The sequence below is a fragment of the Fischerella sp. genome (assembly GCF_013388695.1).
Classification (GTDB): domain Bacteria; phylum Cyanobacteriota; class Cyanobacteriia; order Cyanobacteriales; family Nostocaceae; genus PCC9605.
Map to the genome: position 1 here is coordinate 1 of NZ_JACAEU010000019.1, position 23655 is coordinate 23655.

Here is a 23655-nt window from a genome sequence, read left to right on the forward strand (position 1 = left end):
GGAGGGCATCTCGCTACCGCTTCTGGACAACGTGTAAGACCATCTAAAGGCACTGCTTTTAGAGGCAATGTTGGGTGAAGGAAGAATCTCCGCCGTTCTACGGCGGGGAGTTGTCAAATAAAACACTCCCCACAGAAGAGAGAGAAGCAAATGCATCTACCGATGACCAAACCCATCCAAGTCAAAGCCTACGTACCACAGATGGCTATACAGTAGACAAAGAAGGTTTGTTAAATAACTACGCAGTTGAACCGGAAATGTACTATGAAGTTCCTGGCGATGCACGGCAAGAAGCACAAGAAGATGCTGCCCATCGTGCTGAGGAACTCGAAGAAATAAATGAAGATAAACAAGGCGAACTAACAATGGATCGCGACGAAAGGGGTAGAGGCCCTGGGGTTATTTAGTTTTGTCGCTAAGCTAGGGATTTGATAGAAGTTTTCACGAAGGCACCTGGCGATGATTGGGATTAATTACCCAATCATCGCTTTCCACTTGATGGCTCATTGCGGTTAAATAGTAAACGGTTGAATTTGGCGATCGCACCATTGCCCTTGATACCGTTCGATAACTAAGGAACGAATGATAAATTTGGGGGGGCGACCGTCTTTAACATCAATACGCAAACAAGAATATGGTCGTCGTTTTTCAGAACCATGTCCGTTACGACCAACAAATAAATGCGATCGCGCTACCAACCTCTGGTCTTCTAGCAAATCTGCTCCCTCAGTCCGCTGGCGGCGCAGACTGTAGCCACTACCGCCGCAAACAATCCAGTTAATATTGCTGTCAGCGTGACCTGTGTCCATTGTCTGCAAGTAGTCCAAGCAGTGAGAGGGAAGAGGTAATTGGTAGTTTTATTCCCCATTACCGACCGAGAGCTAATTCACATTAGGCGTAAATTGTATACAGCCACTAATTAACTTTCGTCCTTATCAATTGCTGTTGTCCATAAAATCTTAGTAAGTCTCTCACCAAAGCCGATGGCGGGATTTGAACCCGCGACCGCCCGATTACGAATCGGGTGCTCTACCACTGAGCCACATCGGCACGAACAACTCGAAATTATAGCATAATTTAAGTTTTATGGTACAGCCAAATTCTCAAAATCGCATGTCTGGGCGTCAAATCAATCCAGAACAATATGCTCGTCTGAAAGCAGAAGTTGCAGCCCCCTATCGCGGTATGCGGAAATTTATCTACATCGCTGGTGGTGCTTCTGGTTTTATCGGCGCATTCATCTTTTTGTTTCAGGTACTGGCCGGACGCAATCTTGACGCTGCTTTGCCCAACTTAGCACTACAAGTGGGAATAGTTACTCTGATGGTCTTTTTATGGCGTTGGGAAAATCGACGGTAGGTTAATACGGGAAAAAGCACAGGGGAAGGGTATAAGGTTAAACGAGGAAGAGGGGGAGAGGAGCCAGTGCGGTGGTGAGGCAGCGCGCTCCAAAGGGGGTTTCCCCCATGTAGACGCGCGCAGCGCGGCTTCTCGTAGAGTACCCGGAGGGCTTCGGTGCAGGGTACGACTGCCGTGCATGGTTCCCCGGCATAAAGCACCTGGCGTTGGGAGATAGGGAGGTGGGGAGGTGGGGAGAATACAAAACTGGACTCTCCCCATCACCCCATCCTTACTCTCCGACTCTCTTTTTTGGTGCATTGTATTAGAATTAAGTTAAATTTAATTAAGATTCTTTTTGGCGTCATGGCTCTGACATAGCTATATGGCAAACCACGTCAAAATATCAAATAAAACAAAATGGATTTATGAATATCCGTTTCACAGCTATATCGTGACGGTAATGATATCGCTGATTAGTTGTATCGGCATCTAGAGGCAAAACAAGATGAAATTCTCCTGGAGAGTCCTGGTTCTCTGGACATTGCCAGCTTTGGTAATTGGCTTTTTCTTTTGGCAGGGGGCATTCGCTGGCACTCCTGCGGATATGGGTAGAAATACAGCCAGTACTCGCATGACCTACGGTCGATTTCTGGAATACTTAGACGCTAATCGCGTGACGAACGTGGATCTTTATGAAGGCGGCAGAACGGCAATAGTGGAAGCCGTAGATCCAGATCTTGACAATCGTGTCCAGCGGGTACGTGTAGATCTGCCTGCTAGCGCTCCTGAGCTAATTACCAAGCTCAAAGACAAAGGAGTGAGTTTTGATGCCCACCCAATGCGAAATGACGGTGCAATCTGGGGATTATTGGGGAATCTAATTTTTCCAATCTTATTAATTACTGGATTATTCTTTTTGTTCCGTCGTTCTAGCAACTTGCCTGGTGGTCCCGGTCAAGCAATGAGCTTCGGTAAATCCAGAGCGCGCTTTCAAATGGAAGCCAAAACCGGAGTCAAATTCGACGATGTCGCAGGTATCGAAGAAGCAAAAGAAGAACTCCAAGAAGTTGTCACCTTCCTCAAGCAGCCAGAAAAATTTACTGCTGTCGGCGCACGCATTCCCAAAGGAGTGCTGTTAGTAGGGCCTCCGGGAACTGGTAAAACATTATTGGCAAAGGCGATCGCAGGCGAAGCAGGTGTTCCTTTCTTTAGCATCTCTGGTTCGGAGTTTGTGGAAATGTTTGTAGGTGTGGGTGCATCCCGCGTCCGCGACTTGTTTAAAAAAGCTAAAGACAATGCCCCATGTATCATCTTTATAGATGAAATCGACGCTGTCGGTAGACAAAGGGGTGCTGGTATCGGTGGTGGTAACGACGAGCGGGAACAAACCCTCAACCAACTGCTGACCGAGATGGACGGTTTTGAAGGTAACACCGGCATTATTATTATTGCTGCTACTAACCGTCCTGATGTATTAGATGCGGCATTATTGCGTCCGGGACGCTTTGACAGACAAGTAATTGTCGATGCACCCGATATTAAAGGACGTTTGGAGATTTTGAAGGTTCATGCTCGGAACAAAAAACTAGACCCCAGCGTATCCTTAGATACTATTGCTCGCCGTACTCCTGGATTTACCGGTGCAGACTTAGCGAATTTGCTCAACGAAGCTGCTATTCTCACCGCCAGACGCCGGAAAGACGCGATTACCCTCACAGAAATTGATGATGCTGTGGATCGGGTGGTTGCTGGTATGGAAGGTACACCCCTGGTAGATAGCAAGAGCAAGCGTTTAATTGCCTACCACGAAATCGGACACGCTTTGGTGGGAACTGTTCTCAAAGACCACGATCCCGTGCAAAAAGTTACCTTGGTTCCACGAGGACAGGCACAGGGTTTGACTTGGTTTACTCCCAGTGAAGAGATGGGTTTGATTACTCGCTCTCAACTCAAAGCCAGAATTACAGGTGCTTTAGGTGGTCGCGCTGCCGAAGATGTGATTTTTGGTCGAGATGAAATCACCACTGGTGCGGGAAATGACCTGCAACAAGTTACCGGCATGGCCCGGCAAATGGTGACTCGTTTTGGGATGTCTGACTTGGGTCCGTTGTCCTTAGAAAGCCAAACCGGAGAAGTATTCTTGGGCCGGGACTGGATGACTCGGTCTGAATATTCCGAAGCCAGCGCAGCTCGGATTGATAGTCAAGTCCGCGTTATTGTAGAAGAGTGTTACAACAACGCCAAGCGAATCATGCGTGAGAATCGCACCCTCATGGATCGGTTAGTGGACTTGCTAATCGAGAAAGAAACCATTGATGGTGAAGAATTCCGCCAGATTGTTGCTGAGTACACAGTCGTACCCGAAAAGCCGCAGTACACGCCAATTCTGTAATAGTTGTTTAAAGATCCATTAAATCTAACAGAGGCTCAGGCAGCAATGCTTGAGCCTTTAGTTTGTTGCTATTAGCAACATAAAACAAACACCTAGCCTAGCGGTCTGTCCCATAAATTTTGTTGGGTTGGATAAATCTTTGAAAGCTTAACTCTTGCATCTTCTGTACGAAAACGCCAATCTACTTTCTAGCGGCTAGGAGCTAGATCTGAGTGTTGAAGGAATTTTCATCCACGTTATAAAATTTTATTTATATATTTAGCTGTATAGTTATATAATGGTTTATGTTGTCTCGTGGCAGAGACTCACATTTAAGAGTAGGTAATTGTTTTCTTTCGCTTTTGCGGAAGTCGGGGCACAAGTCCCGATTTTTTGTTTTGGTTACATCTTATAGCCTGTGTCCCAGTCAATAACCATTCTCTATGGCACAACGAGTCAAAGGGACCATCTATCTGCTCGGCCTATTTGCTTGGAACGTGACATTACTTCTTACTAGCTGCACTATTCCCAGCCCAACTTTATTACCTACATCATCACCAACGCCTAATACCACACAAATAACTCCAACTCCCGAACAGATACAACAAACGCCCAGCCCTACACAAACAACTCCAACTCCCAAAGAAACAGAATCTATGCCGGACTCTACCTCAATACCTGCTCTTTGGTAGGTTATTCACAAAAAAGTGTTTTTGTCGCTTCCTCCACCTTACTCGCTGGGATGAAGTGTACGAACAAAAAGCCCCCGAGGGGTTAGAGGGGGGCTGCCATGAAGCCGATAGGCATTTACACTCGATATAAGCCAGATAAAGTCTACACCCTAGCTTGCATAAATGCTAGCTGGGGTTTTCTTAATGTTTGTAGTAGCGTTGGTATACTACTCCAAATATTTGGGGATGAAAAAACCCAAAATTTGTATTATTGTACAGCTTTTGTCTGTTTTGGTATACTAACCCGAAAATTTTATGCTAATAAGAGTAATTTTCTATAGCTCTAAGTTTCGCAATCTCTAACCAGAAATACTCCGACTAGTTTTCCTAGCGAATTTTTAACTCACATTAACTGCAAATAAACCCACATTATCAAAAAATAGTACTTCTATTCGGATTGACTTATAGCAATTACAATAAATCCAACATCCGCAATTTAGCAATATTAGAGCAATATCTAACGGTAATTGAACCAGAACTTGAAAAAGTTGCCCAGGACATTGATGAGAAAACAGTTAGCCAAGTATGAACCACCCCGTTCTTTGAGAACGGAGTGAGTAGGCAAGGGGTATAAATCATTTTTTCTCTTCTTTTACCAGCACTAACCGCCCCTCCTTATATGCTTGCCGCAGAGCGATCGCTTCTGCTACGATTTTTTGAGCACTCAACCCTTCTGAGTCCATCATTTTTTGCAAAGTTACCCCTGTCTGCTCATCTTCAGAGTGAATGGGTGGAATTTGGCAGTACCTTCCTCCATTCTTGGTTCGCCGCCAAATACTCGGTTTTTCAGGTTTTGGTTGTTTAGGAGTGCGCTGTTGTTTAACTAGAGAACGCACAGCCTCTTGGGTAATGGCACTTAAGTCCAGTAGTGTATCTATTACTGGCTTGTACTTGTTACTATTATTTGCTAGTAGATATACAGTTAGTGGTTCAATTTTTGCTAAATCTTGAGGCGAAAACTTACTAAATGCCGTAGCAATCTTGAGATACTTTTTTTCCTCGCCCTTCCAGCCCCTATCGACAAGTAGCTTTCTGTACTGCTTGGGTGAAAGTTTCTGTTTTTGGTCGGCTAACCAAAAGGCATGATGCACAATTGCCTTGGTAACATCGGCAAGCGAAAGCCAGGAAACATTTTCGACATCAACGCTATCGGGAATATTGGCTTTTTCTTCAACGTATGGCTCATACTCTGATAAAGCAATTGTTTTAGAGTCAACTTGGGCTGTAATTACACTCTGCACTTGTGTCATCATAGTTTTGACCTTATAAAACTTCCCTGTATGCACAACAAATTCATCGCCTTTCGTCAGGAGTTAATGACAAAAGCGATTCCACTAAAGTTGGTAGAAGTTTGAAAATAAATTTGCTAACTAGAACAATTGTACTACTTCAGGGAAAAGAAAAATCCCCAATCATACCTGAATTTTGGGGAAGATGATGAAAGCTTTATACATAAACTAGTCCCACCCGACAGACGTCACAGACGGTGTAAAAGTTGTGATTGCCAAAGAGACAGCGAGCCTTCTTTTGCTTTGAAGGAGCTACTGTCGCTAAGCGTCTGCACTAACGCAGTGGGAAATATTTGTCGTAGTACCAGTTCAATTACTCACGAAATTGCGATCGCACTTGGTAAAATTCAATTTCAAAGGAACTTAGAGCAGAATCTGGAATGCAATACCTTCACTTTGTAGTTTCCTATATCCAAATAAAAATTTCAATTTAAAACTAAATATTAATTAAATCTAGTAATTTCAAATTACTGTCAGTTAAATATAGCCCAATGCGCTTACTGATAAGCCCACAACCTTTTGTAGAGACCGTAAACTTACGGTCTCTACAGACCAATTTTTTTGCCAAAAATCCTTAACTGAACCGTATGTAAATATAGCCACACTCTTTGTAGCAGTGTAGTTAGATTTTTTAAGAAAAAATCTTCTAAAAATATTTCTATTTTCTGCATAAACTTCTACCGATATAACGATACTTAAATCACAAATAATAATTCCAAAAAGGAGAAAACTAATGCAAGTGACAGAAAATATCAATATAGCTCAATATAGCTCAATTTCCTTTACAGCCAATTTCATTATCAAATACTTCTCAAGCTGGTAATACTATCCAAACTCGACCAAAGCTTTCTATGATTTGGATAAAAGAATTGCATGAAGGGCATCAGCGCTTAATCGCTAAATGGGTAGTTGTGGATTAAACATCTCCCTCACAAATCCATCTTTCATCCTCAAGAAGTTTTTGCAATACAACCCTATTTTCTAAGTTGATAGTTGTTTGCAACTGTTCGTAGTCCTTTGGTGTATCAATATCAATTGCGCCTAGTGGAAAAGGAAAGCAGAACACTTCATTGAAATGTTTATTAATAAAAGTTTTAGCACCATCAGTCTCTTTTAGAACTGCTAGTTCTGAGAAAAATATGCTGCTAAACAAAACAGGCACACCTAAAGTTCCTGCATATTGGGAAGCTACTATAGGTTTTCCTGTGGAATGATATGATGCAACTAAGAGATTGATAATTTGAGTAGAAAGAAACGGCTGGTCACAAACAGCAATAACTGCTGCATCTATGTTTTCAGAATAGTTTGAAAGCGATAGAATGCCGCAACGAATTGAAGAACTCATTCCCAAATTCCATTGGGGATTTTCAACCACCTGCACAGAAGGTTGGTTGACTTCAGAACGTATCTGTTGGGCATTTGCTCCTAAAACAACCACTACTGGATTGCATACTGAAGCGATCGCACTTTCAAGAGTGTAGCTAAGTAAGCTGTGTCCTTGATAGGGCAACAGTTGTTTAGGTGTGCCCATACGTGTTGATGCACCTGCTGCCAGAATAATGATGGCAACATTTGGTTCAGTAGTTTCTAGTTTTGGATTGGTGATTGTCATTTTTTCTCGTTACCAAGTCTAATTATCGTTACCAGGCTCAATCTGGTAATGAGGATTTGGAGGCTCCGCATCCCGAATTGATGAATCGCCCAACTTGGGTTTCCTTAACTTCATGCCGTTGGTGAATTGGTACAGTGCGGTCTCGCAAAAAACCACCACAACGGTTTGTCAGCACGGCTTGAATCTCAGCAATGATGGATAAAGCTATAACTTCTGGTGTATCTGCTCCAATATCAATACCAACCGGACCATGCAACCTTTGTAGTTGCTCTGCGGTGTAGTTAATTCCCTCTGCACGTAAATCTTGAAGCAATCTTTCAGTGCGATGCTTGGGGCCCAAAAAACCCAAGTAGAGTGCAGAAGATGGCAATAGCATTTTCAGGATTTCTAAATCGTCGAGATAATTATGAGTCATCACCACAGCGATAGTGTGTTTATCCACACATATTTGTTTGTGTAGAATTTCTCGGCGGCTGAGAATTACCTCATCAGCCATTGAAAAACGCTCTCTGGTTGCCTCACTAGCTCGACAATCAACTGTGGTAACGTGCCAGCCTAAGGCTTTGGCAAACTGCGCTACAGGTACAGCGTCATGACCTGCACCAAAAATTGTCAAGCGTGTGGGTGGCTGGATGACTTCGATAAATATATCAATCTTACCTAATGTAAGTTGGTATTTATTGACACTTGAATGTTGATTTTCAAGAGCGATTTGAGCGTCTTTGATGATGGCCACAGTCAACGAAGGTTCTTCAATATCTGTAATTACACTATTGTCTGAATTGAGTATTAAGCGTGACCCAACCTTGATGTTAACCGTACCCTCTACATTAAAAACAGTGGCGATCGCACCTTGTTGCTGGTTACAGAAACATTGATTAATAAAAGCCAGGGGGTTAACTGAGTCATCTTTATCTAGGCGTTCAATCAGGACTTGTACCACACCGTTACAGCCAAGCCCAAACCCCCAAACAATATCTTCATCAGCAGTAGTATCATATGTCACAACTATTGGTTTACCATCTGGCATTGAGACGCGAGTATGTTCAAATACATCATTTTCTAAGCAACCACCGCTGATCGTCCCCACCATTTGCCCTGCTGGTGTCATCAACATCCGCGCACCTGGTCGGCGATAGGTAGAGCCTTGAACATTAACAACAGTGGCAAGAAATACTGGTTCAGCATGATGCTGACTTTCTGCAAATGCTTTCAAAATAGCATGTAGTTCATTCATCACAAATTACGGAAATGGGATTGGGGGTTGGGGATTGGGAATCGGTGAGAACTATGAATGGTGAATGTTGAATGCTGAAAATTTCATAATTCATAATTCATAATTTTTATGCCCATTGCCCCTTGCCCCTTGTGTTACAACAATTTGTCAGGTGTAATAGGTAGATCGCGGATGCGTTTACCTGTGGCATGGTAAACCGCGTTGGCGATCGCTGCCGAGACACCTGTGATGCCAATTTCACCTACACCACGTACGCCTCCTGGGTTAAAGTTGAGGTCGGGTTCGCCCACGAAAGTTACCTGAATGCGAGGAATGTCTGCATGGGCTGGAAAGTGATAGGTGGCGAGGTCATAAACTACGGGATAACCAATATTTGGGTCTAAATGACACTCTTCCATCAAAGCTTGCCCGATGCCCATGATCACACCACCCCGTACTTGACTCGCTGCTGTCTTGGTGTTGATGACTCGTCCGATATCCATCACCGATACCCAGCGCGTTACTTGTAGGCGTCCGATTTCTTCATCTATGCTGACTTCGCAAAAATGTGCGCCCCAAGACTGGAATGCCCATTTTTTTGCCTCTGCACCAGGAGCGGAGGATGCTGTCGCCTCATAGGCTGCTCGTCCGGACTGACTGAGAGTTGCAAACGCTTCCTGCGCTGTCTTAGCTTTGGCATTTTTGAGGACTTGTTGGCAGGCTGACATCACCGCAGGAACGAGGGATGCTGTCATCATTGAACCACCCGCTATGCCGCCATCTGGTAGCAACGAGTCGCCTAGTTCCACCCGTACCTCTTCTACTGGTAGCCCCAGTGCCTCTGCTGCTGTAGCAGCAACAACAGTGTATGCGCCAGTGCCCATATCATTTCCGGCGGTAAGAACATGGGCAGTACCGTCTGGTAATAACCGTACTTTAACAGATGCTGCACCCCGCAAACCGGGGAAAGTTGCTGCTGCCATTCCCCAACCAACAAGTTTGCCATCACGCGTTAGCGATCGCGGCTGTTTTGGTCTGTCTTGCCAACCAAATTGCTCTGCCCCTACCCGCAAACAGTCAGCAAAATGCTTGGCAGAGAATGGCAGACCCTTGCGCTGGTGTTCCTTCGCTTCATTTTTCAGGCGCAGTTCCACTGGGTCAATCTTGAGCGCCCAAGCCAGTTCGTCCATCGCCGACTCCAGCGCCCACAAACCAGGATTTTCTCCTGGTGCGCGCATGAATGTTGGCGTGCCAATGTTCATCTTTGCCAGTTCCTGCTTCAGTCGCAGATTTGGCGTAGCATACATAACTGGCGTGATACTAGTACAGGGTTCTGTGAACACATCCACTGGCGAAGTGGAAGATTTCACCTCGTGGTCAATCAAGGTGAGGCTGCCATCGGCGGTTGCTCCCAAACGGATCGTTTGCTCAGTTTCGGAACGGTGTCCTGTATTCATTGTCATTTGCCGTCGGCTGAGGACGACTTTGAGAGGACGCTGGAGTTTGCGGGCAGCTGCCGCACAGAGAACGCTGTGGGGCCAGGGAAAGGCTTTGCAGCCGAAAGCTCCACCAAGGAAGGGTGTGACGACGCGCACCCGTTCAGTCGGGAGTCCGAAGAGTTCTGCATAGGTGCGCTGGGATGCCAATACCCACTGGGAAGGCTCGTAAACAGTGAGTGATTTGTCATCTTGCCAGTGGGCAATAATGGCATGGGGTTCCATCGGCGCGTGCAGTTCGGTGGAAGTTGTGTAGGTAGCTTCAATTTTCGGTGTTGCACTTGCTACCCCTGCTGCAACATTCCCCTTCTCGAACTTTAGCTCCTCGCCCATCTGGGGTGGAGCCTCCTTGAAAGTGGCTTTTTTGAAATCCACGAGTGGCTGTTGGGTTGTGTATTCGACCTTGACCAAATGTGCCGCATCACGTGCTCGTTCAAATGTATCTGCTACCACCAAGCCAACAATTTGCCCTGCGTAGTGAACCTTGTCATCCGACAACGGCAGCCGAGCCTCGTAGATTTTCGTGGTCATAAAATCGTTGGTGGGCATGAACATCTTTGGCACATTTTTGTGCGTGAAAACCGCGATTACTCCTGGTGCTTTTTCTGCGGCGCGGGTGTCGATGCTTTGAATCTGCCCATTGGCAATGGTGGCGGTGACGAGATAACCGTGAACAAGATCTGGAATTTGATGTTCGGCGGCGTAGGTTGCCGTACCCGTGACCTTTGCTCGTCCGTCTTTGCGGCTGACGCCAGTTCCAATCACCTTGTTCATACTACGCCTCCTCCTTTGGCTGAAACCGTAAGTGCGCGGCGAATTGCTCGCTTTGCCAATTCAATTTTGAAACCGTTGTGGGCTAAAGGCTTGGCTCCCCGCAGCGCTATCTCTGCTGCCTGTTGAAATGTTGCCGCGTTGGCAGGCTTGCCAATCAAAAATTTCTCTGCTTCCGTTGGTCGCCAAGGTTTGTGAGCAACACCGCCCATAGCCAAACGGACATCTTTGATGTTATCGCCCTCCAAGTCAACCGCAGCTGCTACAGAAACCAACGCAAAGGCATAGGAAGTGCGATCGCGTAATTTCAGGTAAACCCCCGATTTAGCAAACGGCACTGGCGGCAAGCTGACAGCGGCGATCAATTCACCCATCTCCAGGTTAGTGTCTCGCTGGGGTGCGTTTCCTGGTAAACGGTGGAAGTCTGCAAAAGGTATCTGCCGCTTGCCCTTGGGCCCTTCCACATCCACGACGGCATCCAAAGCGGCGAGAGCAACACACATATCCGAGGGGTGGACTGCCACACACTGATCGCTAGCACCAAAGATGGCATGCATGCGGTTGATACCTGTTGCTGCTGGGCAACCAGTCCCCGGCTCTCGTTTATTGCAGGGGAAGGCGGTATCGTAGTAGTAGGGACAGCGGGTACGTTGCAGTAGGTTGCCACCTAAGGTTGCCATGTTGCGAATTTGCTGAGATGCACCGGACAGAATCGCCCGGGACAGTAGCGGGTAGTCGCGACGCACATCTGCATGGTCTGCCACTGCCGTATTGCTCACCAGCGATCCGAGACGCAGACCGCCATTTGGCATCCGTTCAATGCGCTGCATCTGGAGTCGGGAGATATCGATGAGTTGCGAAGGTTCATCCAGAAAGACTTTGAGGCGGTCAACTAGATTTGTACCGCCCGCGATAAACATCGCATCTTTATCAGCAGTTGCCCGTTGAACTGCATCTTTGACTGAGGCAGCACGGATATAGGTGAAGTTGTTCATACGGGTGTTTCCTTGGGTTCACTGACCATTACAGTTGCAGCCGCAGAGGGTGGTTTTTGTCCAGCGACCTGCTGTACTGCTGCCACGATGCCGTTATAAGCGCTGCACCGACAGAGATTGCCACTCAATCGCTCCTTAATCTCAGTTTCAGAGAGTTCACTCAGCTGTGGAGGATTAGTTAGATCTGATGTGACAACGCTGGCACAGCCTCGTTTCACTTCATCGAGTAGAGCAACGGAAGCACAAATCTGTCCTGGTGTACAATAGCCGCACTGAAAACCATCGTGATCGATGAATGCCGCCTGTACCGGATGGAGAGTCTCGCCCTTCGCCAGCCCTTCAATAGTGACAATCTCCTTACCCTCCTGCATCACAGCCAGAGTCAGGCAGGAATAAATTCGCTGACCATCAACGAGAACAGTACAGGCCCCACACTGTCCGTGATCGCACCCCTTTTTGCTGCCTACCAGTCCTAAGCCTTCACGTAAGGCATCCAAGAGTGTCACGCGCGGTTCAATTGTGAGAGTTTGCTGCTCACCATTAACTTTAAGTGTTACATTCATATTACCTTCCTCATCTGCGGAACCTTGGGTAGTATCCTTTGCTGCGGTCGCCTGATTAATTAATGAAGGAGCAGCTATAGCCGTTCCGGCTGCGGTCAGTGCCTGTCCCAAAAAACCGCGTCGGGAGGTTTTCTCTGCCCCTTTTTCAGGGTGTTGCATGATTTGTACCTCTAATTTGCATTAAATCTGTCTCCTGCTGCGAAGTTGGTTATTTATAGCCTGACTTTTGAATAACGCTTTGAAGAGTAGAGAGTGTCATATGATTGCGATCGCAGTCTGCTTTCTTGAACATGGTTGATAATACTGACCAAGCGTGTAAAAGTCTTCAGCAACTAGAGGTATTTTGACAGGTTATAAACGCTGTTTTTATTGTGGAGGCAAAAAGTAGCATAATTGTGACAAGCGGTCATGCAATGCCTAAAATCTTTTGTGTTTGGTTATTGATTTTTGAGAGGTGATTCCTTGTCACTTCTTTATTTTCAGAAGGCAGAAGTACGAAGGCAGAAGGCAGAAGAACCCACCCTTTAAGAGCCCTTCGGGCAAGGCAGAAGCAGATGAACGAGTAGTTGGTAATGTTCCCGATAATATGTAACTGGTGCGATCGCAATTAAAAATATATTAAATACAGTTTTCTACAAAATCATTTTAAGTGCAAACACTTATAAAAGAGTATTAATAATAGCTATTTATTTTGCTATAACTTAACTTTTAATCTACAAGAGCTTCACCCAATTGATTCTCTCAGTTTCGTACACTGTGTTTGTAGTGATACATCTTTGTGCTTAACCAAGGTGCAGCCTGGAATAATCTTTGGTCAGATTTTTTAGTTCTTCTTGCTCAGTAGGGAATTTGTACTTATCGAGTTGCACTACCAAAATACTACGTTTGTAATCACAGCAACCAAAACCTAAAAGTGGTGGTTGTGGAAAACTCAACCTCAGAACTGATGGAGACAATAATAATGAAAAATACAGTTAAAAAACTTTTGTTTGGTGCTTCAATAGCTGCTGGGATGAGTGCGATCGCCGCCACTCCCGCACACGCCGTATCCTTTAGTTTCAATAACTCGAATGAAATTAAAACTTACACTGGTGGCTCGAATGGCACATTTATTCCTAATAATACAGCAGCAGCGGCCAATGCCCTAAGCGATGGTGACGTGACTTCCAACGTCGAGCTTTGGTACAGTACAGAAAATCCTACCTCTAACGTCGGCTTCACTGCTAGCGAAGGAAATTACAGCGCAACGGTTAGTAGTGTCACTGCTGCTGATTGGAGTGTTTTTGGTTCTCAATGGCTGGGTGACTTGTTGAGTACCTACACACCATTCCAGTCAGTATGGAATGGGTTTTCAGACAATACTAAGTCATTAGTAACGAGTTATTTTCCTTTGCTAGGGATGGGAGATCCTAATATTGGTAACTTCCAGTTCGGTCAAGATGGCGGTGTGGAACTGAAATTGGTTGGTCACTTAGATGTGAAGACTAAACTATCAACTTTAGTTTCCACTTCACTCACCGAGAAATGGAATGAAATTAAAGCACAATTTCCAACTGTAACAAGTCTACCAACCCTTTTACAAGTTAATAGTCTGATTTCACAACTTCAAACGCAGCTTTCACTACCTATAACTCCAGTGGCAGTGAAGAACCAACTGTCAAGTAAAATAGCTCAACTGACAAAGCTAAAAGACCTGCTCAGTCTGCAAGCTACAGTAAACGCATACCAAGGTTCAATCGGGGCTAGTGAAATTGCTAAGGTTGTAACTGGTGATAAAACTTACTACGCCTACAGCTTTAACCCGACTGCGTCTGGAATCACAGCTTCTGACGACGACGTATCTTACAGTGCGATTTACACTTGGAACACACCTGGATATAAGCCTAAAGTTCCTTCCATTTCTTACCAATCAGTACCCGAACCCTCACTCATACTTGGTCTATTAGGTGTTACTGGTATGTTTGCCGCACAATGCAAGCTAAAAAAAAATACAACTGAACTTACTTGTAGAGAGTAAAGAAAACTAATAATAGCATGTCTTTCAGTAATTCATGTGGGATGCGATCGCAAAAATAACTGCGATCGCTCGTGAGAAACCCTCCAACGCAGCGTCCTCCAGATGCATACAGATGAGGACGCACCTCAAACCTCAAAATACTTTCCGTTCCTGCAAATGAGCTTTTATTTCCTGACGTGTTCGCCAAACTGGACGCAATTGCTTACGCGCGAAAAGTTGTAATTGATCCCCAACGTGTGGTGAGTTCGGTTGAGTTGCATTACCGTAACTAGTGAGTACCATTGCCCGTACAGGCTTAGAAAACTCAACCGCAGCAACATAGGAATCACCTACAATCGATTGGAAGCGTCCATCGGGAGTGGGAGCAAATTCAACTACACGGAATATACCTAGCTCTCCATCGCCTCCATTAGCTGGTAAATCTACATTTCCATACTTAAGCCGGAAAGCTTGTCCCCACGCTACATCGAGGGAACCATAGGTTTTTTCTACCTTAGCTGCTGCTGCTTCTAATTTTGCTACTGCACTTTTAGGATCGGCTAAACCGTCAGGGGTAGTGAGGGGAGAACCTTCTTGCCAAGGTTTACTAAACGCTTGCTCTAAATCCATTTGTTCAACCCAAAAGGCAAACAGTACCGCTCCTCGACTATCAGCATTAGCTTGTCTATCCCATGCTTCCAGTACATCAGCTGCTCGCTGCCCTAATTTACCACCTTGCTTTCGTACGGCTGGAATCAAATCATCCAAGATACGGTCTGCCAGTTCCATGCGCGTCGAATGCTTGTATTCAACCATTTTATCAAAAGAGATTTTTTCATCTTCTGCCAGCATCCGTGCCGAACGTTGTGCCCGAAAATCCATGATCCGAGGTGCCATATAAGGCGGAAAATTCCCTGGTTTGATCGCAGGTGGAAATGTAGTAGTCCAGGGTGGATCATTGGCATTTTGCAACCAGCCGCTTGCTGGGTCGATGATGCGTGGCAAATCGCGGTAAGGGTGAATTTTTGTCCACAATGTCTTGGAAGTATCACCAGGGATTGTTCCTTGCCAGTATGCGAAATCTCCTTGGGAATGAACAGGCACTTGACCGTTAAACAAGTGCATGATGTGTCCTTCTCGGTCTGCATACATCACCGTAAACATAGGTAGTTGCAAGCGTTTTAGTGCGCTTTCAAACTGGTTTAGGTTTTGGGAGCGTGCCATATCCCACCACTGCTCTAATACACCAGGTCGGTCAAGACCAACAACGCGCAACGCCACTGGTTTACCATCTTTTTCTGCAACTACTGGCCCGTGGATAGAACTTTTTACTAGAAGTGGTTGTTCGCGGAGAGTGCCATCATCTTGCTTGATTTTCAAAGAATGAGTTTTTGTTTCAAAAGCACGGGCTCGGTTGTCAAAGCGATAACCATCACCAGCGAGGGTTAACTCATAAGTATCCCAGCCATCGTGAGTATTGACTGTGTGAGCCCAACCTAAATTGTCGTTGAAGGCGATCGCTAAAACTGGAATACCTACGAGTGTTGCTCCATAAGCATCTATCCCCGGTGCGGTTATTTGTGCTTCATACCAGAGGAATAAATCTGACCAAGGTAGGTGCGGGTTTGCTAGAAGCATTGCATTCCCACTAGCAGAGCGTTTGGGAGCAATTGCCCAAGCGTTAGAACCAGCGGAACTACCTTTGTCAGTCATGCCTGCAACCTGCTCCGGATTGACGATAAAAGTAAAATTTAATACCCGTTGTAAATGAGCCAGCACATCTTCTGGCTTAACGGGCAACACAATTTCTACTTCATCGTCAATCAGTTCAGGATGGGCTTTAGCGTAAGCATTGATTCCATCAGCAAAGGCATTCAAATAGCTGCGAAAAGTTGGGCTTTGGGCTTTATACCAAGAATTGGCACGATTGGGAACTCCCATAGTCAGTACCCATTTATCTGAATCTATGTACTCTTCTCCCCAATATTCAGCTGCCCGCCCTCGTGCTTGACCATAAAGACGCAAAAGCAAGTTACCATGACTTTGCATCTGAGCCCAACCGAATGCTCGGAATGCACCACGGTTGTTATTTCCGTATATATGTGGTACACCCTGAGTATCCCATAGTATCTCTGTGTGCCTTGGTGCAGAACCGAAACCTTGGCTTCCTAAAAACAAAGCCAAGCAGAGACTAAGTATAAATATTATGAATGCCCTGAGTACATTTTGCCATCTGCTAGCTCTCAGGGCAATTAAAAGTGTTGTGTTATTCAACATGATTGTAGGCAGTGATGACTGACTAAGGCTTTTGAGTGGCGATCGCTAACCTTGCTCCTTCCACCCGGCGAACCCGATCCATCACTGCCACCACTTGACCATGATCGACTTTTTCATCGGCATTGATGATTACTAGTGCTTGTTGGTTGGAACCTACTAAGGCACGCACTTGTTCAGTTAAAGCATCAACAGTAGTTGGTTTGCGGTTCAGACTGATCTTTCCTTGGGCATCTACCGTAATGGTGATTTTGGTCGGCACTTGCTGTGCTTTCGACGTTGCCGCCTTCGGTAAATTAACTGGTAGACCTTCTGAACGGGTTAAAAACAGAGTTGACATGATAAAAAAGGTTAAAATCGCAAATATCACATCAATCATGGGCACAATGTTAATTTGCGGTGGAATTTCTGCTTCATCTTGAAGGCGCATAAGCTTTTTCACCTCGTTCGTAGCGACGGCGATAGAGTAATTCAAGTTCGCCACCGTATTCTTGAATCAATGCAATTTGACGTTGATAGAGACCTCGAAAAGAATTTGCAAACAAAAGCGTAAAAATAGCCACAATCAAACCTGTTGCCGTAGACACCAGTGCTTCACTGATCCCGCCAGTTATGCCTGCCGTTTTTGAACCTCCCACATCACCGAGGTTGAGAGATGCAAAGGAGGTAATCAAACCCAAAACAGTTCCTAGCAACCCAAGTAGAGGCGAAAGACTGATGATGGTTTCAAAGATGGTGTTAAACCGCTTCAGGATGGGAATTTCCGCTTGTGCTTCACTTTCTAGCGCTAAGCGAAATTCTTCAGGAGTTGGTTCTTCCAATTCTAATGCTGCAAGAAAAATGCGTGCGATCGGTAAATCTGCGTTTTTGTGCAACTTCTCCAAAGCACCAACTATATTATTCAATCGATAGAGATTCAATACCTCTCGGACTACACGACTTTGGCGGCTATTAACGCGATACCAAAAACGAACACGCTCAATAATCAATCCCACTGCCAACACCGAAAACCCAAGCAGGGGCCACATGACTATGCCACCTGCAACAAACAGTTCGCTAATTCCCATGTGATATTCCTAAAGCACTCAACAACCTACAGTCAAACCAACAGTTGCTGCTGCACATAAATGATATATATTTTCAACAAACATTAGAATATCATGGAAATCATGTCAAGTATTTTTAAATCTTAATGACATAATTATTTAAATTTTATTTGATTTTATTTGAGTTTTTTTTCGCAATTAGAATAAAAAAGCAGCTTTAAACTGTTCTGTTGGCTCCATCAGCTAAGTATTTTTTTGAATTTTTTTAAATTTTGGTTAGTTGACTTTTGCACCTAATCGTTTTAGTTTGAAAAGTATTAGTGAAAAGGAGTAGCAATAGGTCATGAGCTTTTCCAATATTGCAGTGGAGCAACGGCAAAAAGAAGCAAAAGCTCTAAAATCCTTTTTGACTTTCAGTCTCATTGGCTCACTTTCACTGCATATCTGTGCATTAGCTTCGGGTATTGGCAACTTTTTGGCTAGAGTGCCAGAGTTGGAAGAGGAACCTATTGAATTGACCTTCGTAGAACCAGAAGAACCAGAAGTTCAAGATACACCACCAGCAAGAGAAATAAAGCAACAACCTGCAAACATTGCTAAGGCTCCTTCACCTCCACCTATAAGGGAAACAACCCCGATACAAAAGGTTATTGAGACTCCCAAAACTCCTCCTAAAATCCAACCATTACCAGACAAGCCGGAACAGACGCGATTTGAGCCGCCAAAGCCTGTTGCTGACCAGCCTAAAGTAGTAACTGAAAAACCAGCCCAAAATATAAAACCAGAAACTACCTCTCCAAGTACAACTGCAAGCAGTGAGCAATTAAGACAGTCACTTAGCGATATTAGAGACTCAAGAGAAAGTCAAGCAAATAGTGGAGGTAGCTCTGGAACACAAACTACGCTCACAGGAAATGATTCTAGTTCTACGATTGCTGTTGGATCTGGTAATGGTACAGGCACTGGATCTGGTAGTGGTTCCGGAACCGGTAGCGGCACAGGTAGTGGTTCAGGACGCAGAAAACGCGAGACATTTGCTACAGCACCAACTACTCCTAAACTAACAACCGGTTCCACAGGTGATGGTAATGGTCGTGCTGCTTGCCGTCAATGCGATGCCAAATATCCAGAACAGGCAAGAAAACGTGGTATTGAAGGCAGGGTAGAAGTAGCTGTAGACACAGATGAAAATGGTAATGTCACAAATGTCAGAGTTACTAAATCCAGTGGTAATCGTGAATTGGATGAAGCACACGCCAGACAAGCACGCGAGTGGAAATTAAAACCCACAAGCGGGGGAAGACAAGGTGTGACAATCGCTACAGAATACGCCCTTCGAGGCTCGCGGCGTCACCGTGAAGTTAAAGAACGGCGAAGACGAAGAGAACAAGAACAAAGAAATCAAAATACAACTGCTACCACTACCAATAATACAAGCAACACTACACGCAGACAACAAGTGGAAGCTTCAGTAAATAACACAGACGCTCCTACCAGAACTAGAACTAGGCGACCACGCGCACTGACAACATCGCCAGCAACAACTCCTTCTTCACAACAATCCGAAGTTAATCGTCCTTTGCGTCGTAATAGTGTGGAAAGCAGTTCTGCTAGTTCCAGGCAAGTGACCCCAACTAGATTAAGAAGACGCGAGCAAGTTACACCTAACAGTAATGTTAATAGTAGTGGAGTCAGGCAACCATCTCAGCGTCGGAAGCGGAGAATAGCAAATACATCCAATAATAATACTGGGAATAGATTACAGGATGCTTTACGCCGCCGTCAACAAACTGCACCAACTGTAACACCTGCTGCACCACCTGCACCTAGTGGTACACAACAGTAAAATTTTCTTCAGCCCATCCCACAAAACTATTAAAATCATCCCGCAAATATGCGATGCCACTTTTAAATACAATCCTCAGCTTTTTCTAGACATAATTAGACTTAAACGAAAAAAGCCTACTTGCGATCGCCATGCAGATGCGGCACAGGTAAAAAATAGCAAATTTTCACATCATTGCAAAGGGTGTTGTTACTTGAGCCTCTTGATGTCAGTTATAGAGTGCAGCTTTATCGCCGCTCCTTCAAAGGCTATGATGCCTTTATAACTATCATCTCGCTAAGTACAAATACAAATATGACGCAAGCAATATCAATCAATAACAACCAGCGATCGCAACTTGAGCTTCTTTCCATACCAGAACGCTTGCTGTTGGGCCCCGGTCCCTCGAATGCTCATCCCGCAGTTCTGCAAGCAATGAATACTCCACCAATAGGGCATCTCGATCCAGCTTTTCTAGAACTTATGGATGAGATTCAGTCGCTACTACGTTATGTATGGCAAACAGATAACCCCCTGACAATTGCCGTTAGTGGTACAGGAACAGCTGCAATGGAAGCAACAATTGCCAATGTTACAGAACCAGGTGATGTAGTTCTGGTTGGTGTAATGGGGTACTTTGGTAATCGTCTTGTTGATATGGCAGGACGATATGGTGCAGATGTGCGAACTATTACAAAGCCTTGGGGACAAGTCTTTTCATTGGATGAGTTGCGAACTGCCGTACAAACTCACCGTCCAGCAATCCTCGCTTTAGTTCATGCTGAAACTTCTACAGGTGCACGTCAACCTTTGGAAGGAGTTGGCGATTTGTGTCGTGAATTTAGCTGTTTGCTGCTAGTAGATACAGTTACAAGTTTGGGTGGCGTTCCCATATTTTTAGATGAGTGGGGAGTTGACCTAGCTTATAGCTGTAGCCAAAAAGGCTTGGGTTGCCCACCTGGAGCTTCCCCTTTTACAATGAGTCTGCGTGCTATGGAAAAATTGCAAAAGCGCCAGACCAAAGTGGCTAACTGGTATTTGGATATGACATTGTTGGAGAAATATTGGGGTCAAGAACGTATCTATCATCACACAGCACCCACCAACATGTACTATGCACTCCGGGAAGCACTGCGTCTAGTGGTTGAAGAAGGATTGGAAAACTGCTGGCGACGTCATCAAGAAAACGTAGAGTATCTCTGGCGGAGATTAGAAGATATAGGTTTGTCCTTACACGTGCAGCGAGAGTATCGTCTGCCAACTCTAACTACAGTCCGCATTCCAGAAGGAGTTGATGGTAAAGCGACCGCACGGCAGTTACTCTTAGAACATGGCATTGAAATAGGTGGTGGTCTTGGCGAACTAGCTGGTCAAGTTTGGCGTATTGGTCTTATGGGTTTCAATAGCCGCAAAGAAAACGTGGATAGACTCTTAGAAGCACTGCGGCAGGTTTTACCCAAATAGTATATGTAGGTGTAGTACTGGCGAGTGCTGAACCTTCTTATAAGGAAAGGTTAAAAGGGAAATTTTCAGGGAAAATATGAGAAGTTAAAGGTTAATGGGTATTTCACCCTTCCCCGTTCCCCTTTCACCTTTCCCAAAATTCTGTAAGAAGTCTAATTAAGTTAGACTGAAATAAGTAGCAGACCCAGACAGCGTGACTGTGCTTTGAAAACCACTGCACAGTTAGTCAGGATTGTTGAATAAATAATCCCGGATATTGATTCATGTTGCATCGCTTATCAAAACAGGGACTGATTTGCATCACTCAACCAAATCATGCTTGGCTTGCAGGTCAAATAGCGCAAGTTTGGGGCAATGAAAATTTTGGTCAATTCCTCCCTAGAAAAGAAGTTTGTCTTTGTGCAGAACAACATGATATTGGCTGGCTACTTTGGGAAAAAGCACCTACACTAAATCCCCAAACTGGTTATCCTCACAACTTTACAGAACTTTCTACTCAAGCACATATAAATATCTGGTTAAATGCCAAACAGTTTGCGCTGCTATTAGGTAGATATGTAGCGTTGCTGGTTTCGCTGCATGGAACAGGACTATATGAAAGATTTACAAGTTGGCAAAACTCGCCCATATCTACTCAAATTGTCCAGGATTTCCTCAAGCAGGAGTATGCCTTTCAAAAGCAACTCATTGCTGTTTTGCAAAAGGATGAATACTATGCAACCTATGTGACACCAGAAGTCATCGAACGTAATAGAAAATTGGTAGCAACATGGGATGCGTTATCAATAATCTTCTGTCAGGGATTTACCAGTAAGCAGCAAGTTCTTCAGCAAGTACCCACAATTAATAGTGAAAGTACACTGCGATTGACCTTGTTAGAAGACCAAGACAACCATCAGCAGGTAGCGGTTACTCCTTGGCCATTTCAGCAGGATGAAGTCAAACTGGTCTATGAGGGACAACTTCTACAACATGCCTTTAACGATGAAAAAGCAATGCGAGAAGCTTTGATGGACGATTGTTGGGTAACTCTCAGTACTACCTTAAAGCCTGAGTAGAGAAAGGGAGAAAGGGTAAAGAGATGAAAGCTTTTTCTTTGCCCTTCTCCAGAATTTGCAGGCAAGAGTAATGTCTCATACCATTCTCCATAAATAATGAGCTACACCCTTCCTGTTGCATAATTACCAGATTCGTGGTTTTTATCTCAGCATTTTCTGCCTAGTGTTGCAGTTCATTCTAGAATTATTAGCCATCATGCTTTTTGGATAGTTAACTTGCTTTTGATTTTTTACTTGACTTTTTTGAAGTCTTTGATTTCCCACGTGTTACCGTCAACTGAGGCTTTGATGGCTGAGTTTTGGATGGTCGGCATCGTTGGCAAAACAATGGTCTAGAAGGATAGCAAGTGCGTTCAACTACCTTGTTGCATCCTTTACAAACGAAACGATAGACTTTTTGCCTAATGATGCGGGTGTGAGCCTTAACAAAAACTTCCTTACTTTCCACCTGTTTGTTCCTTTCAACAAAAAAACGAAACTGCTATGACTGATTTGTCTGAGATTCTTAGGTTACTCGAAGCAGAACGCGATCGCTACGTCTTGGAAGCTGCTGATTTAGAGCGCCGCTTGTCTGTGGTTCGCAACCAGATGAATGCCCTAGAAGCTCTAATATCAGGGTATGTTACGGAAGAAAAGATGCATCATATCCACAGGCGCTTGCCTGAGTCATCTACACAGGCATACCTTGAGGATAGACATCATTCGGTTCATCAAGAGGAGGAAATAGAGACTCTCGAGCAAGAACAAGAATTAGATCACAAGCTAAATACACTCTTAACCACATCGCCATCTACCTCAACACTGAATTCGGAATCTACTACTCCTTCACCACAAAAACCAGACATCTCTGACATTCCCAAACTAACAACTCCCAGAAAACCTGGCACTTTACCTCTATTACCTGAATTTCAGGAATACTCCATACAAAATGCCATCTTAATTTTGATGCGCCACAAACCGGATCTGCATTTTCACATAGACGCCATTGTACGTGACTTGTACGGCGATCAATTAACACCAGATCAATTTAAAACTGCAAAAACAAATGTCGGAAAAATGCTTTCTACAGGAGTGCAGTCGGGTATGTGGTACCGGGTATTGCAGGGTCATGGTGTATACACATTGAAATATGAAAAAGGGATTACAAGTAAACCCCCACATAAAATGATGATTTAGAGGAGTAATTTAAGGAGTGAGTTTTCAAGAGCTTGAGTCAGAAGCCTCTCACCATGCAATTTGGCTTATAACAGCCCCAACTAAAACCGCACCATCCATAACATATTCGTTTTATACGTAGATAGCGAAGCCAGAAAAATCAGAAAAGGGGTTGCACAGACAAAAAGTTCTGCTATAGTAATCAAGTGCCAAGGCAAAAAGCCAAGACACACCGAACCATAGACAAAACAAGTTGCTAGCAGCAAGAATTTAGAGCAAGGAAAAAAAGAAAAAGATTTTCTCTAATCCCTTGACAAAGCTAAAAGAGCTTGTTAACCTAGATAAAGTGTCAAGCAAAAGCGAGACGTCCGAACCAAGAAAAATCAATAGTTTGAAAGCCAAAAGCAAAACCAATCCTCGTCAAAGAAATTAAGTTTTGGTCAGAGAACCAA

General features: G+C 44.6%; 20 protein-coding genes, 1 tRNA gene and 2 pseudogenes. 10 read left to right on the plus strand and 13 right to left on the minus strand.

Annotated elements, in window-relative coordinates:
* Nucleotides 1–104 precede the first annotated feature (104 nt).
* Nucleotides 105–407: pseudogene (locus HXY43_RS03165) on the plus strand (hypothetical protein); the annotation flags it as partial.
* Nucleotides 408–512: 105 nt separating this feature from the next.
* Here HXY43_RS03165 and HXY43_RS03170 read toward each other — a convergent pair.
* A pseudogene (locus HXY43_RS03170) lies at nucleotides 513–836 on the minus strand (metallophosphoesterase); the annotation flags it as partial.
* A gap of 142 nt (nucleotides 837–978) precedes the next feature.
* Nucleotides 979–1050 (minus strand) — tRNA-Thr (locus HXY43_RS03175).
* Between the two features lie 36 nt (nucleotides 1051–1086).
* Between HXY43_RS03175 and HXY43_RS03180 the strand changes: the two genes are divergently transcribed.
* A complete protein-coding gene (locus HXY43_RS03180) occupies nucleotides 1087–1359 on the plus strand; it encodes a DUF3493 domain-containing protein (protein WP_290879905.1) in 273 nt (90 codons plus the stop codon).
* Here the strand turns inward: HXY43_RS03180 and HXY43_RS03185 are convergent.
* Nucleotides 1333–1659: a hypothetical protein gene (locus HXY43_RS03185; protein WP_290879908.1), complete on the minus strand. Its 327-nt coding sequence runs from the start codon at nucleotides 1657–1659 to the stop codon at nucleotides 1333–1335. The genes HXY43_RS03180 and HXY43_RS03185 overlap by 27 nt on opposite strands.
* Nucleotides 1660–1846: 187 nt before the next feature.
* Here HXY43_RS03185 and ftsH2 point away from each other — a divergent pair, with 187 nt between their 5' ends.
* From ftsH2 to HXY43_RS03200, 3 genes are all read left to right on the plus strand, one after another.
* Nucleotides 1847–3733 (plus strand): ATP-dependent zinc metalloprotease FtsH2, encoded by a 1887-nt coding sequence (gene ftsH2, locus HXY43_RS03190; protein ID WP_290879911.1) that lies wholly within the window; start codon nucleotides 1847–1849, stop codon nucleotides 3731–3733.
* A 476-nt stretch (nucleotides 3734–4209) separates the two neighbouring features.
* The gene (locus HXY43_RS03195) at nucleotides 4210–4404 is read left to right on the plus strand and encodes a hypothetical protein (RefSeq protein WP_290879915.1); all 195 of its coding nucleotides are present in this window, start codon (nucleotides 4210–4212) and stop codon (nucleotides 4402–4404) included.
* A gap of 436 nt (nucleotides 4405–4840) precedes the next feature.
* Nucleotides 4841–4972, plus strand: a complete 132-nt coding sequence (locus HXY43_RS03200; protein ID WP_290879917.1) for a hypothetical protein — start codon at nucleotides 4841–4843, stop codon at nucleotides 4970–4972.
* A 46-nt stretch (nucleotides 4973–5018) separates the two neighbouring features.
* Here HXY43_RS03200 and HXY43_RS03205 read toward each other — a convergent pair whose 3' ends face one another.
* The 6 genes from HXY43_RS03205 to HXY43_RS03230 all read right to left on the minus strand — a co-directional run bounded on the left by HXY43_RS03205 (nucleotide 5019) and on the right by HXY43_RS03230 (nucleotide 12544).
* Complete coding sequence (locus HXY43_RS03205; protein ID WP_290879919.1) at nucleotides 5019–5696, minus strand: hypothetical protein; 678 nt, start codon at nucleotides 5694–5696, stop codon at nucleotides 5019–5021.
* Nucleotides 5697–6648: 952 nt separating this feature from the next.
* Nucleotides 6649–7344, minus strand: coding sequence for a nucleotidyltransferase family protein (locus HXY43_RS03210; protein ID WP_290879921.1), 696 nt, complete (start codon nucleotides 7342–7344; stop codon nucleotides 6649–6651).
* Between the two features lie 37 nt (nucleotides 7345–7381).
* A complete protein-coding gene (locus tag HXY43_RS03215; RefSeq protein WP_290879923.1) occupies nucleotides 7382–8581 on the minus strand; it encodes an XdhC family protein in 1200 nt (399 codons plus the stop codon).
* A 134-nt stretch (nucleotides 8582–8715) separates the two neighbouring features.
* The gene (locus HXY43_RS03220; protein WP_290879926.1) at nucleotides 8716–10830 is read right to left on the minus strand and encodes a xanthine dehydrogenase family protein molybdopterin-binding subunit; all 2115 of its coding nucleotides are present in this window, start codon (nucleotides 10828–10830) and stop codon (nucleotides 8716–8718) included.
* The gene (locus tag HXY43_RS03225; protein ID WP_290879928.1) at nucleotides 10827–11822 is read right to left on the minus strand and encodes a xanthine dehydrogenase family protein subunit M; all 996 of its coding nucleotides are present in this window, start codon (nucleotides 11820–11822) and stop codon (nucleotides 10827–10829) included. The genes HXY43_RS03220 and HXY43_RS03225 overlap by 4 nt, the downstream gene beginning before the upstream one ends.
* A complete protein-coding gene (locus HXY43_RS03230) occupies nucleotides 11819–12544 on the minus strand; it encodes a 2Fe-2S iron-sulfur cluster-binding protein (protein ID WP_290879930.1) in 726 nt (241 codons plus the stop codon). Before HXY43_RS03230 ends, HXY43_RS03225 begins: the two co-directional genes overlap by 4 nt.
* A gap of 802 nt (nucleotides 12545–13346) precedes the next feature.
* Between HXY43_RS03230 and HXY43_RS03235 the strand changes: the two genes are divergently transcribed.
* Nucleotides 13347–14402 (plus strand): NF038130 family PEP-CTERM protein, encoded by a 1056-nt coding sequence (locus HXY43_RS03235; protein WP_290879932.1) that lies wholly within the window; start codon nucleotides 13347–13349, stop codon nucleotides 14400–14402.
* Here the strand turns inward: HXY43_RS03235 and HXY43_RS03240 are convergent.
* From HXY43_RS03240 to HXY43_RS03255, 4 genes are read right to left on the minus strand one after another with little or no spacing between them, the layout of a single operon-like run.
* Nucleotides 14386–14538, minus strand: coding sequence for a hypothetical protein (locus tag HXY43_RS03240; protein WP_290879934.1), 153 nt, complete (start codon nucleotides 14536–14538; stop codon nucleotides 14386–14388). The two genes, HXY43_RS03235 and HXY43_RS03240, sit on opposite strands and share 17 nt — an antisense overlap.
* Nucleotides 14535–16658 carry an acylase gene (locus HXY43_RS03245; RefSeq protein WP_290879936.1) on the minus strand — a complete coding sequence of 708 codons (2124 nt, stop codon included), beginning with the start codon at nucleotides 16656–16658 and terminating at the stop codon, nucleotides 14535–14537. Before HXY43_RS03245 ends, HXY43_RS03240 begins: the two co-directional genes overlap by 4 nt.
* A gap of 22 nt (nucleotides 16659–16680) precedes the next feature.
* Entirely contained in the window at nucleotides 16681–17085 is a 405-nt protein-coding gene (locus tag HXY43_RS03250; protein WP_290879938.1) for a biopolymer transporter ExbD, read from the minus strand.
* Nucleotides 17069–17722: a MotA/TolQ/ExbB proton channel family protein gene (locus tag HXY43_RS03255; protein ID WP_290879940.1), complete on the minus strand. Its 654-nt coding sequence runs from the start codon at nucleotides 17720–17722 to the stop codon at nucleotides 17069–17071. The genes HXY43_RS03250 and HXY43_RS03255 overlap by 17 nt, the downstream gene beginning before the upstream one ends.
* Before the next feature lie 322 nt (nucleotides 17723–18044).
* Here HXY43_RS03255 and HXY43_RS03260 point away from each other — a divergent pair, with 322 nt between their 5' ends.
* From HXY43_RS03260 to HXY43_RS03275, 4 genes are all read left to right on the plus strand, one after another.
* Complete coding sequence (locus HXY43_RS03260; RefSeq protein WP_290879943.1) at nucleotides 18045–19547, plus strand: energy transducer TonB; 1503 nt, start codon at nucleotides 18045–18047, stop codon at nucleotides 19545–19547.
* A 294-nt stretch (nucleotides 19548–19841) separates the two neighbouring features.
* The gene (locus tag HXY43_RS03265; RefSeq protein ID WP_290879945.1) at nucleotides 19842–20990 is read left to right on the plus strand and encodes an alanine--glyoxylate aminotransferase family protein; all 1149 of its coding nucleotides are present in this window, start codon (nucleotides 19842–19844) and stop codon (nucleotides 20988–20990) included.
* 263 nt (nucleotides 20991–21253) lie between these two features.
* Nucleotides 21254–22048, plus strand: a complete 795-nt coding sequence (locus HXY43_RS03270) for a DUF3891 family protein (protein WP_026732879.1) — start codon at nucleotides 21254–21256, stop codon at nucleotides 22046–22048.
* Nucleotides 22049–22531: 483 nt separating this feature from the next.
* Nucleotides 22532–23224 carry a hypothetical protein gene (locus HXY43_RS03275; protein WP_290879948.1) on the plus strand — a complete coding sequence of 231 codons (693 nt, stop codon included), beginning with the start codon at nucleotides 22532–22534 and terminating at the stop codon, nucleotides 23222–23224.
* The last annotated feature ends 431 nt before the right edge of the window (nucleotides 23225–23655 follow it).

Coding starts and splice junctions, on each gene's coding strand:
- HXY43_RS03180 (WP_290879905.1), top strand. CDS start 1,087: ATGGTACAGCCAAATTCTCAAAATCGCATGTCTGGGCGTCAAATCAAT.
- HXY43_RS03185 (WP_290879908.1), bottom strand. CDS start 1,659: ATGCACCAAAAAAGAGAGTCGGAGAGTAAGGATGGGGTGATGGGGAGA.
- ftsH2 (WP_290879911.1), top strand. CDS start 1,847: ATGAAATTCTCCTGGAGAGTCCTGGTTCTCTGGACATTGCCAGCTTTG.
- HXY43_RS03205 (WP_290879919.1), bottom strand. CDS start 5,696: ATGATGACACAAGTGCAGAGTGTAATTACAGCCCAAGTTGACTCTAAA.
- HXY43_RS03210 (WP_290879921.1), bottom strand. CDS start 7,344: ATGACAATCACCAATCCAAAACTAGAAACTACTGAACCAAATGTTGCC.
- HXY43_RS03215 (WP_290879923.1), bottom strand. CDS start 8,581: ATGAATGAACTACATGCTATTTTGAAAGCATTTGCAGAAAGTCAGCAT.
- HXY43_RS03220 (WP_290879926.1), bottom strand. CDS start 10,830: ATGAACAAGGTGATTGGAACTGGCGTCAGCCGCAAAGACGGACGAGCA.
- HXY43_RS03225 (WP_290879928.1), bottom strand. CDS start 11,822: ATGAACAACTTCACCTATATCCGTGCTGCCTCAGTCAAAGATGCAGTT.
- HXY43_RS03230 (WP_290879930.1), bottom strand. CDS start 12,544: ATGCAACACCCTGAAAAAGGGGCAGAGAAAACCTCCCGACGCGGTTTT.
- HXY43_RS03235 (WP_290879932.1), top strand. CDS start 13,347: ATGAAAAATACAGTTAAAAAACTTTTGTTTGGTGCTTCAATAGCTGCT.
- HXY43_RS03245 (WP_290879936.1), bottom strand. CDS start 16,658: ATGTTGAATAACACAACACTTTTAATTGCCCTGAGAGCTAGCAGATGG.
- HXY43_RS03250 (WP_290879938.1), bottom strand. CDS start 17,085: ATGCGCCTTCAAGATGAAGCAGAAATTCCACCGCAAATTAACATTGTG.
- HXY43_RS03255 (WP_290879940.1), bottom strand. CDS start 17,722: ATGGGAATTAGCGAACTGTTTGTTGCAGGTGGCATAGTCATGTGGCCC.
- HXY43_RS03260 (WP_290879943.1), top strand. CDS start 18,045: ATGAGCTTTTCCAATATTGCAGTGGAGCAACGGCAAAAAGAAGCAAAA.
- HXY43_RS03265 (WP_290879945.1), top strand. CDS start 19,842: ATGACGCAAGCAATATCAATCAATAACAACCAGCGATCGCAACTTGAG.
- HXY43_RS03270 (WP_026732879.1), top strand. CDS start 21,254: ATGTTGCATCGCTTATCAAAACAGGGACTGATTTGCATCACTCAACCA.
- HXY43_RS03275 (WP_290879948.1), top strand. CDS start 22,532: ATGACTGATTTGTCTGAGATTCTTAGGTTACTCGAAGCAGAACGCGAT.